This window comes from Synechococcus sp. W55.2 (assembly GCF_047461635.1).
Lineage (GTDB): Bacteria > Cyanobacteriota > Cyanobacteriia > Thermostichales > Thermostichaceae > Thermostichus.
The window spans coordinates 1-17374 of record NZ_JANSHM010000011.1 but is presented as its reverse complement, the minus strand read 5'-3'; the positions used below and the strand labels follow the sequence as shown (position 1 = coordinate 17374).

Here is a 17374-nt window from a genome sequence, read left to right as displayed (position 1 = left end):
ATAACGTCTCCTGCATGGGGATCCTTGTCCCTAGAATGCCCTCAAAACAGCAGATTTGCTCATTCATCCCCAACCCGGAAGCGACCGACAGAAGTTTGCAACTCGCGGGCGATGCTCACCAACTGTTGGAGCGAAGCTGCCACCTTCTGCGCCTCCTTAGAGGTCTCGTTGGCGGTCAACTCCACCGATTGCATCACCTGCGCCACAGAGCGAGAGGTTTCCGTTTGTTGCACGGTGGCCTGAGAGATCGCCCGCACCAACTCGTCGATCCGGCGACTGACCTCGATAATCTCGTCCAGGCTGTTCTTGGCCTGCTCGGCCCGCCGCGTCCCCTCGATCACCAGTTGGGTGCCTTCTTCCATAGCCGTCATCACGTTGCCGGTTTCCGATTGAATCTGCAACACGATCTGCTCGATCTCCTTCGAGGCTTTGGCAGCTCGGTCGGCCAGTTGTCGCACCTCATCGGCCACGATGGCAAAGCCCCGTCCCGATTCCCCGGCTCGTGCCGCCTCGATGCTGGCGTTGAGGGCAAGCAGGTTGGTGCGCGAGGCAATTTGAGAGATCAAAGCCACAATTTTGGAAATTTCCTGCGAGGATTCCGCCAATCGCTTCACTTTGCGGGTGGTTTCTGCCACGGTTTCGCGAATTTCCAGGATGCCACTTACCGTGCGATCCACAGCTTCTCCACCCCGAGCGGCTGCTTCTGTGGCTTGGGCAGTCACGTTGGCCGCTTCGCGGGCGTTGCTGGCCACCTCTTGAATGGAGTCCGTCATCTCCTGAATGGAGTTGAGGGAGTTGGAAATCTCCTCCGCCTGGCGCAAGGCGTCGGCAGAGAGGCTGCGGGCAAAGTCCTCGTTCTGCAAGGCGGCATCGTTCACGGCGGCGGCGGCCCGCTTCACCTGGCTGACAATGTCTCGCAGACTGCGAATGGTCAGGTTAAAGGAGTCGGCCACAGCCCCCAGCACGTCGGCAGTCACCTCTGCCCGCACCGTCAGGTCTCCACGGGCAGCCCCTTCCACGTCGTCCAGCAGGCGAATCACCTGGCGCTGTAGGTCTTCCTTAGCTTGCCCTTGCTCGGCAGCCCGCTGGCTCAGTTCGGCGAAGTTGGCTTCAAGGGCAGCCGCCATCTGGTTAAAGCTGTCGGCCAAGCGCCCCAGCTCATCGTGGGTGTTGGCTGTGGCTCGTACTGAATAATTCCCCTGGGCCAAGGCGGCAAAGTGGCCGGCCAGCTCTTGGGCGGTGGAGCGAATTTGTTTGGCACTGCTGGCCCCGAGGATAACCCCTGCTCCTGTGCCGATCAGCCCGCCTCCAATCACCCCGGCAATCAAGCGAGCTCCCCCATTGGCCGGGATCCCAAGGCCAATCGCCAAGCCGGCAGCCAAACTCACAGCTCCTTGGATAAGCGCTATGGCCAATTGCCGATCCCCAATCGGTCGGTTGGCGCTCCCAGCAGAGGTTCTTGCCCCTTGTTCACCTACACTGGGAATAGGGAGGGAGGCCGTGGGCAGCAGAACTTGGGCCGCTCCGCTGCCGGTCTCCGCCATTGGGCTCATCCCCCCAATCGCCCCCTCATCTGGGCGGAAGGCACCCACCGGCTCACCGCCATCCATGCCGGCAAGTTCACCATCCAAGCTGTCTAGCTCGTCAAGATCGAAAAGACCAGGGCTGGGACTGGCAGTATCTTCGTCGGGGGCAGGGATCGGCTCACTCATGGGGGCAGCCAATTCGGTCGGCAGGCCTTCTTCCAGGGATCCCCCTTCCTCTTCCTCAAGACCGGGCAGGGAGAAGCCCATCTCATCGGGAAAATCGGCATTGCCGGCCAACTGCGTAATGGAGTCGGAGTCGCCTTCTAGGGCTTCCAGATGCTCTCGATCGAACTCGTTGAGGAAGGCAAAGTCATCTTCGACCACCGGATCGGCTTGAGGCCCGCCCTCTTCCGAGCCTACCCGTCGCGAGGTGGCCGGTGGTGTTACCCGAGAATGGGTTGGCATCGGGTGAGATAAACCCAGCGGATCAGCCTCCGGCATTTGCAGCCCGGTCTCCAAGGGATCCCTGAATCTCTCTTCCCCCATGAAATCGCTGCCAAGGCTGTCTGCCTCCAGTGGAAAGGGATTCTGAGCAAAGGGATCCGCCTCCTCTTCCCCCATCTCCTCGAACTGCAAGAAGGGATCGGGAGCAGAGAAAGCCTCTTCCGAAAAGGCATCCGACCCAGGTGCAAACTCATCTTGAGGGCGAAACTCGTCCGCTCTTGGGGAATCGGGAAGATCCGCCAGCTCCGGTGCCATTTGCAACAGCTCTTCTAGACCCTTCCGGGCCGACTCCAGCTCATCGGGATCACTGGCTGTTTGTAAAATGGTGTTGTAGGTTTGGCGAGCTTCCAACAACTGCCCAGCTTGTTTTTGTGCTGAAGCCAGCAGCAGCTTGACAGCAGTATCTTGCGGTTCAGCAGCGGCCACTTGGTTGAACAACCGCACCGCCCGGACGTAGTCTCCCTGCCAAAAGGCGGCCATCGCATCGGTGTAGTCTCTCTGACTGTTCGCGTTCGGAACCATGGATCCTCCCTTCACTGCTTGCCTACCTCTGTTCACGCGTCAACACAGATGCAAACGGAACGCCCCCAACACCTCAAAACCCCATGGATGCAGGCTATCCCCCCTTTTCCACATTCAGTCAAGCAAGAGTGGGCCTTTCTGCCGCCGTCTCAGGGCTTACCCTCAACAGCCTCGACACGCATCGGTAGGGGATAGATTTGGTCCAACTTTCCCCATTGTGGCTGGAGTTAGTTTGGATCTTTGATAGGAACTATACACTTTCCTCCCGCTGAGCTCCCAGGGGGCCGTCTGTCAACCCCAACGATTGGATCGCAGGATGGCCGACTGATCCAGCAATGGCAAGCGCGATCCCGTTCCGGGCACCACCCATTCCCCTCGCAAAAAAGGAGCCATGGACTCAGGAGCCGTGAGGGCAGGCCGCACCAATTCAGTCTTCAGCCACTCCATGCCTACAATTAAATCCACAGCCAAGCCCATGATCAAATCCTGTTGATCCATCACGGCCACCACAGGAATCTCGGCTCGGTCGATGTTCAGGGGCGGGCTGATCCCCAAAAATTGCCCCAGATCTGCAACCCAGATGATCTCGCCCCGCAAATTCAGCGTGCCCAGCAAAACTGGGGCCACATTGGGCATGGGGGTGATTTTCTCTGGGCCAATGCTCATCACCTCCACAACCGATACCGCTGGCAGCGCAAATTCCTCCCCGGTGGCAATCTTGAACTTTAGGAATAGCTCACCTTCGGGAGCCTCCATCTCCCGCAACTCTTGGGTCTCATCCCCCATCAATAAATCCAGATCCCCCAGCATGATGCTCCCCCGCATGGATAGTCTTGTGGACTGTTGATCCCGCCCCCCTCCCTGCTTAAAACGCAGAGTCGTTCTCAGGACCTACCGAAAGGCGTGGAAGCAGAAGGGGCAGCTCTCAGCCTCTCAGTAATTGCTTAATCGTACCCACCAGTTCCTGGGGCTGGAAAGGCTTGGCAATGTAGGCATCCGCTCCCTGGCGGATCCCCCAGTAGCGGTCAAATTCTTCGCCCTTGGAAGAACACATGACGATGGGCGTTTTTTGGGTGAGAGGGTCGGCCTTGAGAAGACGGCACACCTCATAGCCGTTCATGCGCGGCATGACGATGTCCAGCACGATCAGGTCGGGTTTGTTTTGCTTCACCGCCTCTACGGCCTCCACCCCGTCTTCCACAGTCATCACCTCGAAGCCGTTTTCCTGCAGCAGCTTGCTGATCATCTCCCGCTGGGATTGGCTATCTTCCACCACCAAAACGCGACTCATTTCCGATTCATCTCCCGCAATTGATGTTTGATGGTCGCCAGGAGCTCTTGGGGCTTAAAGGGCTTGGTTACATAGGCATCCGCCTGGTTGCGCCTGGCCCACTCGATATCAAAGGTCTGGTCTTTGGTGGAACACATGACGATGCGAATGTGTTTGGTACTTTCATCCCCCTTCACTTCCCGGCATACCTCGTAGCCGTTCATGCGCGGCATGACAATATCCAGCACCACCACATCAGGCTTCTGCTGGCGAATGCACTCCATTGCCTCTACGCCGTCTGTTGCTGTGGAGACTTCCAAACCGTTCTCGGAAAGCAAGCTGGAAATGGTCTCCAGGTAGGTACGGTTGTCATCCACCACCAGCACTTTGCTCATCGCCGTCTTGCTCCTTTTGCACTCCCGCGCAACCGTCAGGCTGCTTTGACTGAGGTTTGCTCTTGTAACCTCACCTGGCTCCCTGGCTCCGGGCCGGCCATGCTACCCCTATTGTTTCGGTGAGGCCACTCTTCTGTCCAGTACTTCGCCTATAGTCTTCTGTGCCAACATTTTGGCTACCCCAACGCCTATTCGCCACCGCCCCGTTTGGGGGGAGGGCCCACGTAGGATTCGACAATGGTCAACAACTCCTTTTCCGCAAAGGGTTTGCTCAAAAATTCGTTCGCTCCGGCCATGCGGGCCTTAATCCGGTCGGTAAAACCATCCTTGCCGGTCAGCATAATCATGGGGGTTTCGCGGAACTGGCTGGATTTGCGCAACATGGCGCACAGCTCATACCCATCCAACTTGGGCATGGCCACATCGCAGAGAATCATGTCGGGGTTGAGAAGAAACACCTGTCCCAGCGCTTTGAGAGGATTGCCGATGGTGGTAACCTGGTAGCCCTCGTTTTGCAGGATGAACTCTACGGTTTTTTGGATGGCCATGGAGTCGTCGATGCAAAGGATGTGGCTGGGCTTATCGCTGGGTTTGAGGGGACGGCTGGGCTTGGGCTCCGCGATCAAGACGGGCTCGGACAGTTGAATGGCCCCTTGGCGGACGTAGGGATAGATGGCCTTGGCCACTGTGAGGGTATCTCGGCCCAAGTAGCGGCTCATCTGGCGAATGCTGGTTTTGCCATCCGACCATTCGCTTAGGGCCTTGAAGACGGGGGCGGGCAGGTTTTGCTGGAGCGGCAGGGGGTTGACGATGGTGGGAGCTTGGTTGGGAGCTTGGATGTAGGGGTGCAGCTTTTTCCACTCCTGCACTTGGGCTACGATCTCGGTGAGCAGGGGGGTGACGGGGAAGGTGGTCAACTGGGGGGCCAGGGGGGATCCAGCCTCGAAAATGAAGGAGCCGTGGTGGAGGCTAAGCAGGTCGAAGAGGACTTCCCGCACCATGCCCAGCAGGATTTGCTTGCCCTGGTTGGGGTTGAGCTTGTGGCTTTCCAGCAAAGACCAGAGGCGGTTGTATTCGGGGGCGTTGACCGCGGCTTTGTGGGGAATTTGAATTTCCTCCAGGGCGGCTTCCAGCTTGAAGCGGTGCAGATAGTCTCTGAGGCGGGCAATGTTCCCTTCCGTTTCAGAGGCGTAGATAATCCGCCCGTTCAGGAAGAAGACAAACCAGTAGACAGAGGGGCTGGCCTCTACAAAAAGCTCACCGGTGCGCTGGCCCAGCTCGATGAGCTGAAGGATGCTGCGGATATCGATCTCTTGTAGTTTTCCTTGCATGGGATCCCTGCCTGCAGTCCAGCAAGATACGTCCATTATGACGCTAGTCTTTAACTGTTGCTGCCCCGCCGGTAAGGCCATTTTCGGGAAGAGGGTTAAAGTTTAAAAAAGTTGGGGTTTGACTTGGGCCGAGCGCCTGCATTCCCCGAGGTATCTCTGGACTCCAGCAGACCCTCCCAATTAGAGCAGAATGGAGAGAACTGCCACCAGTAAACCTGTTCTTTGAGTAACCTATGCTGCCAATTCTCACCTCTTGGGTGCTTGGCCCACTGTTGGCGCTCTACACCCTCCTGTTTGTGCTGCGCATCTTTCTGTCGTGGTATCCGCAACTGGATACTTCTCGGTTGCCCTACTCGTTGGTGGTCGGCCTGACGGAGTTTCTGTTGCGCCCGACCCGTCGCCTGATCCCGCCTCTGGGAGGTGTGGACATGGCCCCTGTGGTTTGGGTGGGCCTGGTTACCCTGTTGCGGGAGGTGTTGCTGGGGCAGCAGGGGCTGCTGACAATGGCCCTGCACTGAGAGCGTTTTTGCCAACCATCTCTCATCGACTCTGCAAAATTGGGATCCGCTCGCCGAGGCTCTGGAAAGGCTGGCCCTCGGCGCCTTCTCGGAGCTCCTCCTGTCTCTGTCGCAGTTGCCGGATCAGCTCCGGCACCACCTGGTAGAGATCCCCGACAATGCCGTAGTGGGCAAATTTGAAGATAGGAGCGGCGCTGTCTTTGTTGATGGCAATGATCGTCTGGGATTTGTCCATGCCCACGCGATGTTGAATGGCCCCAGAAATGCCGCAGGCGATGTAGAGCTGGGGGCGGACGGTCTTGCCGGTTTGGCCCACCTGGTGGGCATAGGGGATCCACCCAGAATCCACGGCCTTGCGGGAGGAGCCGACAGCGCTGTTGGGAAAACAAGCGGCCAACTCCCTCAACAGCTCAAATCCCTCTGGGGATCCCAGCCCGTAGCCGCCGGAAACGATCACCTTGGCGCGGGTGAGATCTACCGCCTGGGACAGGTTGCGCACCGTTTCCACAATCTGCAGGCGCAGATCGCCGGGATCCAAGTTGACCGGCACCGGGATCACTTCCCCCTGGCGGGATCTGTCCCAGGGCAGGGGCACCATCACCCCTGGGCGCACCGTGGCCATTTGGGGGTTTTTCCACGGGCCGAGGATGCGAGCCTTGAGAGATTCGCCGAAGCTGGGCCGGATGGCATAAAGGCAGTCGGGGAAGAGGCCGGACTTGCTGGGATCTTTGCTGTTGGTGTACTCGAAGGGGCCAATGTCCAGCTCGGTGCAGTCAGCGGTCAGGCCGGTCTCCAGGTGGGCGGCCAAGCGGGGGGCCAGATCTCGCCCGGTGGTGGTGGATCCCAGCAGGATGGTGTGGGGTGGTTGGGGCCAGCTTTTGATCAAGTCCGTGATCACCCGGCGGTAGGGCAGGGTGCGGTATTCGGCCAACTCGGGGTGATCGGCGATGAAGACTTGATCTGCCCCGTGGCCGATCAGGATCGAGGGCAAATGGGCAATGTTGTGTCCAAGAACAAGGGCACTCAGGGTGGCTCCCAGCTTATCGGCCAGCCGCCGCCCGGCTCCCAACAACTCTAAGCCGATGGGCTGCAATTCCCCATTCACCTGCTCCGCGAAGACCAATATCCGCTTGCGATCCATAGAACCGTGACTCCTAAGTTGAGATCGGGATTGAATCGGGTCGAGGGCAATCTTGGGTGTTGCAATTGCGACGAGGTCAGCAGAGTCTTTCTGAGTTAACTTTTCACTGCCCAAAACCGGGAGCTTTCGCCGGCTAGCCACCCTGGGATCGATAGATGAGACGATGAGGATTGAAAGGTGATGGAGATAAGAATTGGCCAGAGGGATGCAAGGCAGAAGATCTAGGAAGTTGCGGCGTAGCGGGAGAGGTCAACGGCCTGGGTCAGTTGGTTGACCAGTTGGGGGACGGATTGTCCCTGAAAGACCTGACAGTTGCCGCCAATTTCCCCCACTTTTTCGGTGGCAGCCACGATGGTTGGGGATCCCTTGAGACCGCAGCGCTCCGGGTCTGCCCCCACATCGTCCAAGTTGAGGATCTGGATTGCCTCGGCCCGTGCCATTTCATCCCGCATTAGCCGCTGCACCCGCTGCACACCCCGTAGAGTGGGGTAGGCCAAACGCCGAGCGGAATTGGCCACCGTAATCAAAACCGGCAGGGGCACCATTACGATTTGGGATCCCCCTTCGATGGCCCGCCGCGCCACCAGGATCCCATCCCGAATCTCGAAGGCTTCGCAATAGGTGACCTGAGGGATCCCCAACCGCTCCGCCAACTGCGGCCCCACCTGGGCCGTATCGCCGTCGGTGGTCTGGAGCCCGCAGAAGATCACATCGGGCCGGCCAGCATAGCGAACCGTCTGGGCCAGAGTATAGGCAGTGGCTAGGGTATCGGAAGCGGCCAAGCGGCGGTCGGTCATCAAAATACCCCGATCCACCCCGTGGGCAATGGCCTCGTAGAGCACCTCAATGGCCGGGGGTGGCCCCATTGTAATTGCCGTTACTCTCGCCCCGTGTTGCCGTTTGGTTTGCAGAGCTGCTTCCAGTGCATAGCGATCAAAAGGGTTTAACATCCGCTTGGCCTTGGCGCGATCGATCGTGCCGTCACTGTTGATGCCGGCCTTGGCGTTTTGATCGGGAACTTGCTTAATCAGAACAAAAGTTTCCAAGGGCCTAAACTCCCTAGTGATCCCCTCCAGGTTAAAAGGGATCCCTGGGCGCCACACACTTATTCAGCTTTTTTTCGGGATCGGAAAAGCCACCCCGGCATTAAGCCCTCATAAGCTGCCTTTCCCAGCACATTGGTTTCCCAAGTTTAAGTAACCTTAAACAAAGTTTGAGATATTTCCTCACTGCTCTGGGTCGCTTGCGGTTCTCCCCTCAAGAGAAATTTGGGCTCCCTCCTGTGAACAGGACAAGCTTTGGGAATATCTCGCTTGGATGACAGAGCCAATCGCGACAGCGGGCCGTAGGCCTTTGAGCTACGTCTCTCACCGGTCATCGAGAAAAGTTGACCAGCTGGCAGGAAGGGCTAGCTGTCTGCAAAAGTCAACAGACAGAGGCCTCAAAGTTGGTACCGGATCATCCAGATCAGCCGATCATCCGCTCGGATTTTGGGGGAAGCAGGCTGTTGTCAAACACTTTCTTCAAAGGGGGCTTAGTGGGCAAGCCAAAGCCATCCACCACCTGAGCAATCGAGGTTTCCATACGAGCAGGCACTACATCCCCCAAACCAATTTCTCGCACCTCATCGGTAACAAACAGGCGCGGCATGGCCAGGGCGAGGCGCAATTTCTCAGTTGCCATATCCAGCACCTGCCCCTCGGCTTTGGCTTTGTCCAGAAGGGCCAACATGTTGCCATCGGTGTCGCGGATGGTGTCTTGCCAACCCTTGACATAGGCCCGCAAGAAAGCTTTGAATTGCTCAGGCTTCTCACGCAGCAATTGCACACGGGTGATGACGGCATCGCCATACAGCTCAAGGCCATAGTCGTTGTAAAGGAAAGCCGTGATGTCCTCCAAGCTGACGCCGCCCCGCACCAAATTGGGCATGGCCGAGGTCATAAAGCCGCTGATGGCATCCACCCGACCTTGGATGAGGAAAGGTTCGCGCAACTGCGGCTCCATGGTCAGCCACTCCACCGAGCCCGGATCGATGCCGACTTGCTTGGCAAAGACCGGCCAGAGCCGACGCGGCGCATCCCCTGCCGGTGCTCCTAGCTTCTTGCCCGCCAGTTGGGCCGGCTCCCCAATGCCCTTATCTTTCAAGGTGTAGATGCCAAAGGGAGAGCGATTGAAGTGGACATAGATCGCTACCAAGGGCACGTCCGGATTTTTGGCATTGAACTCGATCATGGAGTAGGGATCCCCTTCCCCCAGGTCGTACTGGCCAGCGGCAATCTTGGTGATGGAATCGGCGGAGCCATAGCCGCGCTCGTAGGTGACCTCCAGCCCCTCTTCGGCGAAGTAGCCCTTCAAGATCGCCGTTACAAGGGGGGTATCCATCGAAGAGAGCAACCAAGAGAGGGTAAACTTCAGGGGCGTCAGTCCCTGGGAAACCAGAAGCGGCCCGCGGCTCTGAGCCCTCGCCTTTAGCCCTCCAACGGCAACCCAAGAGGCAGCCGCAGCAGCAGATTGAAGGAATTGACGACGCGACGATTTCGGGATGGACATACTAGTAAACTCCACAGCAGCTGTCTCAGCAGAAATCCGCAAGCGGGAAGGCGAGCATTACCGCCGAACAACTTAGCAAAGCAGAGTTAAACTTTTGTATTCGGTGATACTTTGTACCCAAAAGCTTGGCCTAAAGCTCTGTCCTGTCAATTTGTCAGAGCCATCTTCGCAAAGCAGGCGAGCAAAAGCAAAGTTTGGCTGGAGGAGCATCTATTCTTTTGTCAGATTTTGTCAGAGCCGGTTGGCTGTCGATATGATGATGCTTTTACTGCCCCAGGCATCCCTGGAACCTCTCTCGACGTCTGCCGACACGAACAGCCATGGCCACTCAACCCGTATCCACCTCGCTGATTCGGTTTCTCACCGCCGCCGTAGCCGAGAGCATTCGACGGGCCTCAGAGGCAGGGCAACTGGGATCCCTGGCCCCCCAGCAAGCCACAGCGATTGCCCCCGTGATCCAGATCCCCAGCGACCCTCGCTACGGCGATTACGCCTGTCCCACCCCCCTGGGCATGGCCAAGCTCTGCCGCCTAGCACCGGCCCAGATCGCCCAAACCCTGCAAAAACACTTGGATCTGCCGGACATCGAAACTCAGGTGGCGGGAGGAGGGTATCTCAACTTCCGGCTGGGGGATCCCTTTTTGGCCAAGCGCTTGCAAGAGCTGCTGCATCTGGGAGAAAACTTCGGCAAAACAGCCATTCCCCATCCTGAGCGCATTCTGCTGGAGTTTGTCTCCGCCAACCCGACGGGGCCTTTGCACGTCGGCCATGGGCGCTGGGCTGCCGTTGGCTCTACGTTGGCCAACTTGCTGCACTGGACGGGCCACCAGGTGGAGCGGGAGTTTTACATCAACGATGCCGGCAACCAGATGCGGCTCTTGGGCCAGTCTCTGGAGGTGCGGGTGCGGCAACTGCAGGGGGAAGAGGTGGCTCTGCCCGAAGATGCCTACCATGGCAGTTACTTGGTCGATATTGCCCGGCGGCTGTTGGGTCAGGTCAAGGCCGGGATCCACCCTCTGCCCACCACCCTAGAGGAGTACACCGATTTTGCCTATGGGGAAATGCTGGCCTGGCAAAAGCAGACCCTGCAACAACTACGCACCGAGTTTGATCACTGGTTTAGCGAGCGCCGCCTGCACACCCCCGATCCCCAGACAGGCCTGAGCGCCATCCAGCAAGCTTTGCAGGAGCTGCAAGAGCGCGGCTTTCTCTACAAAGCCAAAGCGCCGCGGGGTGAGGATCCCAAGCCAGGGGCCGAAGAGGCCGTCTATTTCAAAACCCAAGAATTTGGCGACGACAAGGATCGGGTGGTGCAAAAGGCCGATGGTTCGTTCACTTATCTAGCCGCCGATATTGCCTACCACCGGGATAAAGTGCAGCGGGGATATCACCGGCTGATCAACATTCTTGGCTCGGATCACCATGGCTATATCGGCCGCTTAAAGGCGGCGGTGGGTGCCTTCAGCCCAGATGTCAAGCTGGAAATCTTGATTGGACAATTTGTCAAATTGTTCAAAACCGACCCGCAAACCGGTGAGAAAACCGAAGTGCGCATGTCCAAGCGCACCGGCAACTTTGTCTCACTCAATGACCTGATCGAAGATCCAGAAATTGGCGTGGGGGTCGATGCAGCCCGCTGGTTTTTGCTTAGCAGCAGCATGGACAGCCCCATCAACTTCGATTTGGATTTGGCCGTCAAGCAAACTTTCGATAACCCGGTCGTGTATGTTCACTACAGCCATGCCCGCTGTTGCACTCTGCTGCGGCGGCTACAGGAAGAAGAAAAGGTTGAACTGACCAACAAAGTCCCTTTGACGGAGCAACAAAAGCTGCCCTACAAAGAGCCAGAAGAGCGGGCCCTGCTGCTGCGCTTGTTGGCCTTGCCGGATGAGCTGATCGCCGCTGCCGAAGAGCGCGCTCCCCACAAGATCATCCGCTATGCAGAAGCCATCGCCGCCGATTTCAACAAGTTTTACGACAACTGCCGTATTTTGCCGCTCTTGAAAGAGGATCCCCTTTTGGCCCAAGCCCGCATCCAATTGGTGCAGGCCACGCAGCAGGTTTTGTTTAACGTCCTCACCGGCATTCTCGGCCTGAGCGCGCCGGAGTCTATGTGATTTACGAAGGAGTGCCGTAAGGCCCCCAGCTCACGCTCTGGGCGGAAGCCAGCTATAGCGGTCGCGAGTAGGTCAATTGCAATAAACCGTTCCACAACGCATAGTCATTTATCTCACCGTCAAGGTGAAACAAACGACCGGTTGCTTCCTGCTAAGGCCTCTGGCCCGCTAGCGCGATCAGTTGAAATAGATGGTAATAAAAACCACGACTGCTATCAGCCCCTTTGATTCCGGTAACGCCGATCCCCGTCTCGATGAGGGAGAGGAGATAGGGCTCAAGCGCCTAAGTTTCGACTCTGTGGGCGCGCAAGAGCAAGTTGGTTCCCAAGTCCTCTTGGGCTGCCCAAAAGGCGCAAATCCACCACGAAACCTCGTCTTGGCGATAAATGCCACAGGTGAAAGGATAAGGTTGCAAAATATTCGCCATCTGCGCTAAGGCCGGAACTTCCGCCATGTAGTCGGCCCACACTTGGGGATCCAAGGCTTCGTAGGTGAAATCGGAAGGAAAGAATGTGCAACTGGATTCCAGGCTGGGCCGGTTGGTCAGCAACAATTGAGCAGGATCTGAGGATTCACAGCCCAAGCGATCCCCGATCTGAAAGGTCAGTTGAAACAGGCGGTTAATCAGATCAAATTGCTCAGGGCTCATAAGTTCAGAATTCCTAACTTTCAGATTGGGATGGGCGTTAGAGTTGACAGGTGCGACGGCTGCGCTCCAGCTCCGGCTCGATCCAGGAGAGGGCGAAGTGACTCACACAGGGCAACTGCGGGAAGCGGCGGGCCAGCTCTGCTGTTTGGGTTTCCAGGCTGGGGCGTTGCCGCTGGGCTTGTCCCCATAGACCGGCAATGGCCGGGCAGACAAAGGTTTGGGGAGAGGCCACAGCCAGGACCTGCTCCACCTGCTGCGCCACACAGGAGCTATCCTCGCACTTGGCATAAGCCATTGGGTGCCATTCCATACCCGGATCAAAGCGGTCCCAGGGTTGCAGACGAGCGTCAAACCCTTCTCCTACTGCTTGGTTGCCTTCTGGGAAGAAGACAGCCCCCACCGGGATCCCCAGCCTCTGGGCGGGTTGGGCGGCCTGCTGTAGATAATCGAGAACGCCGTAGCGGGCAAACTCGACGCTCAGCTGCCAAAGCTGCTGCTGCCAACGTTCTTGGCGAACGGCGGCGCTGGGGGTGGGGGAAGGGGCAGGAGTTGGTGCTGCTGCCTCAGAACTGGAATCCGCCGGTTTCTCCAGACTCTCTGGTAAATCTTTTGCAGAGGAAAGCTGATCCCCCTGCCAATTCCTGCTGGCCATGTCTTGGGCAGCCCAATCCAGTAACTCTGGGGAAAGCGCCCATTTCTCGGTCGGGCTGGGCCAGGGATCCCCTGGCTGCCGCCACCTGGGCTCTTCGGCATAGGTGGCATCCAGATGGAGAACATCTGCCACTGCAATGTAGCCCTGGCTTAGGTAGCGCTCCAGCAATGCCCGACCCGCCGGGTTTTCTGCCAAATTGAGGTAGGCTTTCCGGGCGGCCTCTCCATGAATCCACAAGTCTCGGACGGTGGCTGCCACGCTGGATCCCCCTGAGCCACGCGGATAGCGAATGTAGTCGAAAAGGATCCCATCTGGCTGTCGCTGTAGAATGCGGCGGACCAACTCGGCAAAATCCCGCCGTGCCAGGGGATGAAAGGGATCCACAAACACCTCATCCGGGCTGCCCAAATCTTCCCCAAGGGCTGTTGCCGGATCCAGAACAGTGGTTATGCCACGACCGTTGCGGGCCAGGGCCACCTGTCGATCGGGCCGTTGTCCGTAGCTGTAGCCGAAATTGAGGGAAAACACCCAAGCATAAGCAGACAAACCGCGGCGTCGTGCCGCCTTCAGAGCCAGATCCAACAAGTCGGCGTTGGGCTGTAGGCTGGGCCAGATCCCTCCTGCGCCATCCGGCAAAATGGAGCGACCATCGTAAAAGGTCTCGATAAAAACGCGATTGTAGCCCAGGTTTACCACTTGGTCGAACACCTGATCCAACACGCCCGGATTGGCATCACAGGGATGCAGACGTACCCAGATGGCCTGGATCTGGGGCCAGCGTTGGCTACGGCAGGCGATCAAGGCAGCGCCATGTTCGGCCAAAACTTGGGTGTACTCGGCCCAAGCAGCATTCGACTGGGCAGCCTGCTGGCGCAGTTGAGCCTTGCGCGCTACCTCCTCGGGCGGCTGTCGGCAGTAGGCGTCGAGCCGAGCAGCCAAGTGGGATCCCCTCTGTTCCGCACTGTCTACGGAACCAGAGCTGGGGAAAAGGGAATGGCCGGGCCACAAGAACTGAGCCTGGGCCGTGATTCCGGATCCCAGCAACATCAGCGCGCCCAGCACACCCGCAAGCCAGCGGCTCCCTTTGTTTTTTGGCAGTCTTAGCACTCTCAACCTCCACGAGAATGTCTGCGATCGTACTCTTCTCCTGCCCAGAGAGCGGCTATTGGAAAAAAACAGCCGCCTGTGCCCAGACCGGCGCAATCCCTTGGTCGATCTCTACCTTAAGTCCGAGTGGTAGGGGGTTGCTCTTCGGTTTTGCCCCTTCCGCCACTGTGACCGTCAGCCAGGCTCTCATGGGGATCTCGCCAAAAGGCATAGATTAGCGCTTATGATTTAGTAGTAAACCTTTAGCTTTTCTTGATTGTCCATGAAGGCCATTACCCTGCATCAACTGCAAATCTTCGAGGTTGCCGCCCGCCACCTGAGCTTTACCCGCGCTGCAGAAGAGCTCTACCTGACCCAACCCACGATTTCCATGCAGATCAAGCAATTGAGCAAAGCCGTGGGGTTACCGTTGTTTGAACAGGTGGGCAAGCGGCTGTATCTCACCGAAGCGGGGCAAGCTTTACACCAAACCTGCGAGAAGATTTTTGAACAATTGAATCAATTCGAGATGACCCTTGCCGACCTGAAGGGGCTAAAGCAGGGACGGCTGAGCATTGGAGTGGTCACCACTGCCAAATACTTTATACCCCGTCTGCTGGGGCCATTTTGTCAGCAGTATCCCGGCATTGACGTAGCTCTTAAGGTGCTCAACCGCCAGCAGGTTTTGGAGCGGATGAGCAACAACATGGACGATCTCTACGTGATGGGGATGCCGCCAGAAGATCTGGACGTGGTGGCACAACCTTTTCTGGAAAATCCTTTGGTGGTGATGGCCTCTATTCATCATCCCCTGGTGGGCCAAAAGGGGATCCCTCTGGCGCGCATTGCCCAAGAACCTTTTTTGGCCCGTGAGTCTGGCTCTGGCACCCGCATGGCTGTAGAGCGGCTTTTTGAGAAGCATAACCTAAAGCTCAACATTCGCATGGAGATAGGCAGCAGCGAAGCTATACGCCAAGGCATTTTGGGGGGATTGGGCATTTGGGCTTTGTCTCAGCATGTCTTGGCCTTGGGGGGGTGGCAGCATCATCTGGCTATTTTGGATGTGGAAGAGTTTCCCATTCGGGGGTTCTGGCATTTGGTCTATTTGCGCTCTAAACGTCTTTCGGTGGTGGCCAAAGCTTTTGCCGACTTTCTTCTTTCCCAGGTTTCTCAAATGGAGCTGGACTTTGTGGCTAAAGAGCAGCACAAATCCAATTCAAATCCCAATCCAAATCCGCTTTCCGGCAAAGAGGCTGAAGCACAGCCGAGAGCTCTTGTCGCAACCCCCGGATCCCCTCAAAGTCGTGAGTGAACAATACTCGCAAAAACCCCAGGTAAGCCCGCGCCCACTCGTCTTCCGGATCCAGCTCGACGATCTGTTGAAAATGCAACTGAGCTGCTTCTGGTTGTAACAGCGCCGCCAACATCAAGCCCAGTTGGTAGTGGCTCTGGATTTGCTGGCTCAGTTGGCTTTGGGCAGCAGCCTGTTGCCGTTCCCCCTCCAGCAGTTGCCGTACCAGGATGCGATCTGGATCCGTCAAAAAAGTCGGGTATTGCAGGGTTGTCCAGGCATTGAGATAAAGGGAGAGGGCCTGCAGATCCCCAGCGGCAGCAGCTCTGGCCGCCTCGCGGAGAGGAAACAAGGGATCCGTTACAAGGAAGGGGCCTTCCTTCGGGAAGCTCGACAGGGATCCTCTCCAGGATTGGTGTAGGGAATGGCGGATCCCTTTGGGCGACTGCCATTCCAGGTGGAGAAGGCCACCTCTTGGGAAGTCGGTTGTGGGCAGCGTCAAGATCTCTTCCACCAGCCAGCCGCCTGTTGAGTTGAGCTGCAGGCGATTCTGCCCCAGCACCCAGGCCCGCTTCTCCAAAACCCGTCCTTGCCCATCTTCCAGCCGCGCCCAAACCAGCGTCTGGGCCAAGTTCTGAGCTGGGCCTTGCCAGCGCAACTTCCAGGCCGGGATCCCCAGCTCCGACAGCGTCTCAACCTCCACCAGCTCCACCTCCCCAGCTTCCAGAGGCCACTTCTGCACCGTCACTCTTGGCATGCGAGGGAAGTAGGTGTGCAGCCGACCCAAGGTAGGCAACTCCACCGCCGGATCTTGTCGCCAGTCTGGGCTGCTGCGCAGGTGCTGCCGGATCTGCTCCTTAGTCGGGCCATAAGGGCCAATAATTCCCTGTTCCCCTTCGGCATCCACAAACCCATCCAGCAAGGATAGCTCCAGCTCCGGCCAGGGGGTTTGCCCAGCAGCGCGGAATGTAACCGGCCAGCGCTGAAGAGCCGCCAAGTAGGTGAGGGTTTCGGAAGAGATCAGCTCTGTGTTGGGGAGAACCCCCAGCGTGGTGGTCAAACCTGGCTGGATCAAGGATTGGATCCACTGGGTCAGCTCCTGCGTGGGGTGCTTCCCCTGCCAGCGCATCTGGATCCCCGTCCACAGAGGGGCCACCCCTGGGGTGAGGGGCCGACCCAAATTGGCCAAGGCCAAGCAGCCCAGAACTAGCCCTGCACAGACTCCCCTTTGCAAAGCCCACGCACCCCAGCGTTCCTCCAACCACCGGCAAGCCTTTTGGATCCCGCCTGCTGATAACACCGCCAAGAGAGGCAGCAGGGGTAGGGTGAAGCGCACATCTTTGATGTCCACCAGGGTGTAGAGAAGGTAGCCCGAACCGTAGGTGGCCCACAAGACTGCCTCTCGCCTGTCCAGGGATCCCCACCCGCTCAGCAGCGGCAACCCACACAAAAAAGGGCTCATCTGCAGGGGCAAAAGGCGCAAGTAGGCAGTCCACCAGCACAGGGATCCAGCCGCACAGGTGATGTAGTAGTGGGCAGTCTCGGCGTAAGCCCAGCCATTGCTGAGCACAAACAGCCAATTGGCCCCATACCAGGGCCAGCACAAAAGCAGCATCACACCCATCCCCAAGGCCAAGTGGGCCAGCCGCGCCGGCCAAGGGATCCCTTTCCACCACCCCACCGCTTTCCCAGAGCGCCAGAGGGCCTGACCTGCAACTCCCACCAAAGGCAGCAGCAAAAACAGCACCCCCGTCCACTTGGTGAGCAGCACCCCCGCCACCCCCGCCCCCCCGGCAAAGTGAACAAGTGCACCGCGCGCCCC

14 protein-coding genes are annotated in these 17374 nt (G+C 58.0%); 3 read left to right on the top strand and 11 right to left on the bottom strand.

Annotated features, from left to right (window positions below; all coding sequences use genetic code 11):
• Nucleotides 1-59 precede the first annotated feature (59 nt).
• From NW828_RS04055 to NW828_RS04035, 5 genes are all read right to left on the bottom strand, one after another.
• Nucleotides 60-2552 (bottom strand): methyl-accepting chemotaxis protein, encoded by a 2493-nt coding sequence (locus NW828_RS04055; RefSeq protein WP_414381732.1) that lies wholly within the window; start codon nt 2550-2552, stop codon nt 60-62.
• Between the two features lie 291 nt (nt 2553-2843).
• A complete protein-coding gene (locus NW828_RS04050; RefSeq protein ID WP_414381795.1) occupies nt 2844-3362 on the bottom strand; it encodes a CheW domain-containing protein in 519 nt (172 codons plus the stop codon).
• A gap of 115 nt (nt 3363-3477) precedes the next feature.
• The gene (locus tag NW828_RS04045; protein ID WP_011433531.1) at nt 3478-3843 is read right to left on the bottom strand and encodes a response regulator transcription factor; all 366 of its coding nucleotides are present in this window, start codon (nt 3841-3843) and stop codon (nt 3478-3480) included.
• The gene (locus tag NW828_RS04040) at nt 3840-4217 is read right to left on the bottom strand and encodes a response regulator (RefSeq protein ID WP_414328794.1); all 378 of its coding nucleotides are present in this window, start codon (nt 4215-4217) and stop codon (nt 3840-3842) included. The genes NW828_RS04045 and NW828_RS04040 overlap by 4 nt, the downstream gene beginning before the upstream one ends.
• 188 nt (nt 4218-4405) lie before the next feature.
• Nucleotides 4406-5548, bottom strand: coding sequence for a response regulator (locus NW828_RS04035; protein WP_414381730.1), 1143 nt, complete (start codon nt 5546-5548; stop codon nt 4406-4408).
• Between the two features lie 233 nt (nt 5549-5781).
• On the opposite strand from NW828_RS04035, the gene NW828_RS04030 reads away from it, so the two are divergent.
• Nucleotides 5782-6066 (top strand): YggT family protein, encoded by a 285-nt coding sequence (locus tag NW828_RS04030; RefSeq protein WP_011433534.1) that lies wholly within the window; start codon nt 5782-5784, stop codon nt 6064-6066.
• A 22-nt stretch (nt 6067-6088) separates the two neighbouring features.
• Here the strand turns inward: NW828_RS04030 and NW828_RS04025 are convergent, their stop codons facing one another.
• From NW828_RS04025 to NW828_RS04015, 3 genes are all read right to left on the bottom strand, one after another.
• On the bottom strand, nt 6089-7207 hold the full coding sequence (locus NW828_RS04025) for an electron transfer flavoprotein subunit alpha/FixB family protein (protein ID WP_414381728.1): 1119 nt from the start codon (nt 7205-7207) through the stop codon (nt 6089-6091).
• Between the two features lie 221 nt (nt 7208-7428).
• Nucleotides 7429-8253, bottom strand: a complete 825-nt coding sequence (locus NW828_RS04020; protein ID WP_011433536.1) for an electron transfer flavoprotein subunit beta/FixA family protein — start codon at nt 8251-8253, stop codon at nt 7429-7431.
• A 421-nt stretch (nt 8254-8674) separates the two neighbouring features.
• Complete coding sequence (locus NW828_RS04015) at nt 8675-9757, bottom strand: ABC transporter substrate-binding protein (RefSeq protein ID WP_414381726.1); 1083 nt, start codon at nt 9755-9757, stop codon at nt 8675-8677.
• A 320-nt stretch (nt 9758-10077) separates the two neighbouring features.
• On the opposite strand from NW828_RS04015, the gene argS reads away from it, so the two are divergent.
• Nucleotides 10078-11874, top strand: coding sequence for an arginine--tRNA ligase (gene argS, locus NW828_RS04010; RefSeq protein WP_414381724.1), 1797 nt, complete (start codon nt 10078-10080; stop codon nt 11872-11874).
• Nucleotides 11875-12157: 283 nt separating this feature from the next.
• Here argS and NW828_RS04005 read toward each other — a convergent pair whose 3' ends face one another.
• Nucleotides 12158-12523: a hypothetical protein gene (locus NW828_RS04005; RefSeq protein ID WP_011433539.1), complete on the bottom strand. Its 366-nt coding sequence runs from the start codon at nt 12521-12523 to the stop codon at nt 12158-12160.
• 37 nt (nt 12524-12560) lie between these two features.
• Nucleotides 12561-14237 carry a hypothetical protein gene (locus NW828_RS04000; RefSeq protein ID WP_414381722.1) on the bottom strand — a complete coding sequence of 559 codons (1677 nt, stop codon included), beginning with the start codon at nt 14235-14237 and terminating at the stop codon, nt 12561-12563.
• Between the two features lie 307 nt (nt 14238-14544).
• Here NW828_RS04000 and NW828_RS03995 point away from each other — a divergent pair, with 307 nt between their 5' ends.
• On the top strand, nt 14545-15573 hold the full coding sequence (locus NW828_RS03995; protein ID WP_414381719.1) for a LysR substrate-binding domain-containing protein: 1029 nt from the start codon (nt 14545-14547) through the stop codon (nt 15571-15573).
• On the opposite strand, the gene NW828_RS03990 is transcribed toward NW828_RS03995, so the two are convergent.
• A partial coding sequence (locus tag NW828_RS03990) for a hypothetical protein (RefSeq protein ID WP_414381716.1) occupies nt 15455-17374 on the bottom strand: 1920 nt, incomplete at its 5' end. The genes NW828_RS03995 and NW828_RS03990 overlap by 119 nt on opposite strands.

Excerpts from the sequence above, each read along its gene's own strand:
- NW828_RS04055 (WP_414381732.1), bottom strand. The coding sequence starts at position 2,552 with ATGGTTCCGAACGCGAACAGTCAGAGAGACTACACCGATGCGATGGCC.
- NW828_RS04050 (WP_414381795.1), bottom strand. The coding sequence starts at position 3,362 with ATGCTGGGGGATCTGGATTTATTGATGGGGGATGAGACCCAAGAGTTG.
- NW828_RS04045 (WP_011433531.1), bottom strand. The coding sequence starts at position 3,843 with ATGAGTCGCGTTTTGGTGGTGGAAGATAGCCAATCCCAGCGGGAGATG.
- NW828_RS04040 (WP_414328794.1), bottom strand. The coding sequence starts at position 4,217 with ATGAGCAAAGTGCTGGTGGTGGATGACAACCGTACCTACCTGGAGACC.
- NW828_RS04035 (WP_414381730.1), bottom strand. The coding sequence starts at position 5,548 with ATGCAAGGAAAACTACAAGAGATCGATATCCGCAGCATCCTTCAGCTC.
- NW828_RS04030 (WP_011433534.1), top strand. The coding sequence starts at position 5,782 with ATGCTGCCAATTCTCACCTCTTGGGTGCTTGGCCCACTGTTGGCGCTC.
- NW828_RS04025 (WP_414381728.1), bottom strand. The coding sequence starts at position 7,207 with ATGGATCGCAAGCGGATATTGGTCTTCGCGGAGCAGGTGAATGGGGAA.
- NW828_RS04015 (WP_414381726.1), bottom strand. The coding sequence starts at position 9,757 with ATGTCCATCCCGAAATCGTCGCGTCGTCAATTCCTTCAATCTGCTGCT.
- argS (WP_414381724.1), top strand. The coding sequence starts at position 10,078 with ATGGCCACTCAACCCGTATCCACCTCGCTGATTCGGTTTCTCACCGCC.
- NW828_RS04005 (WP_011433539.1), bottom strand. The coding sequence starts at position 12,523 with ATGAGCCCTGAGCAATTTGATCTGATTAACCGCCTGTTTCAACTGACC.
- NW828_RS03995 (WP_414381719.1), top strand. The coding sequence starts at position 14,545 with ATGAAGGCCATTACCCTGCATCAACTGCAAATCTTCGAGGTTGCCGCC.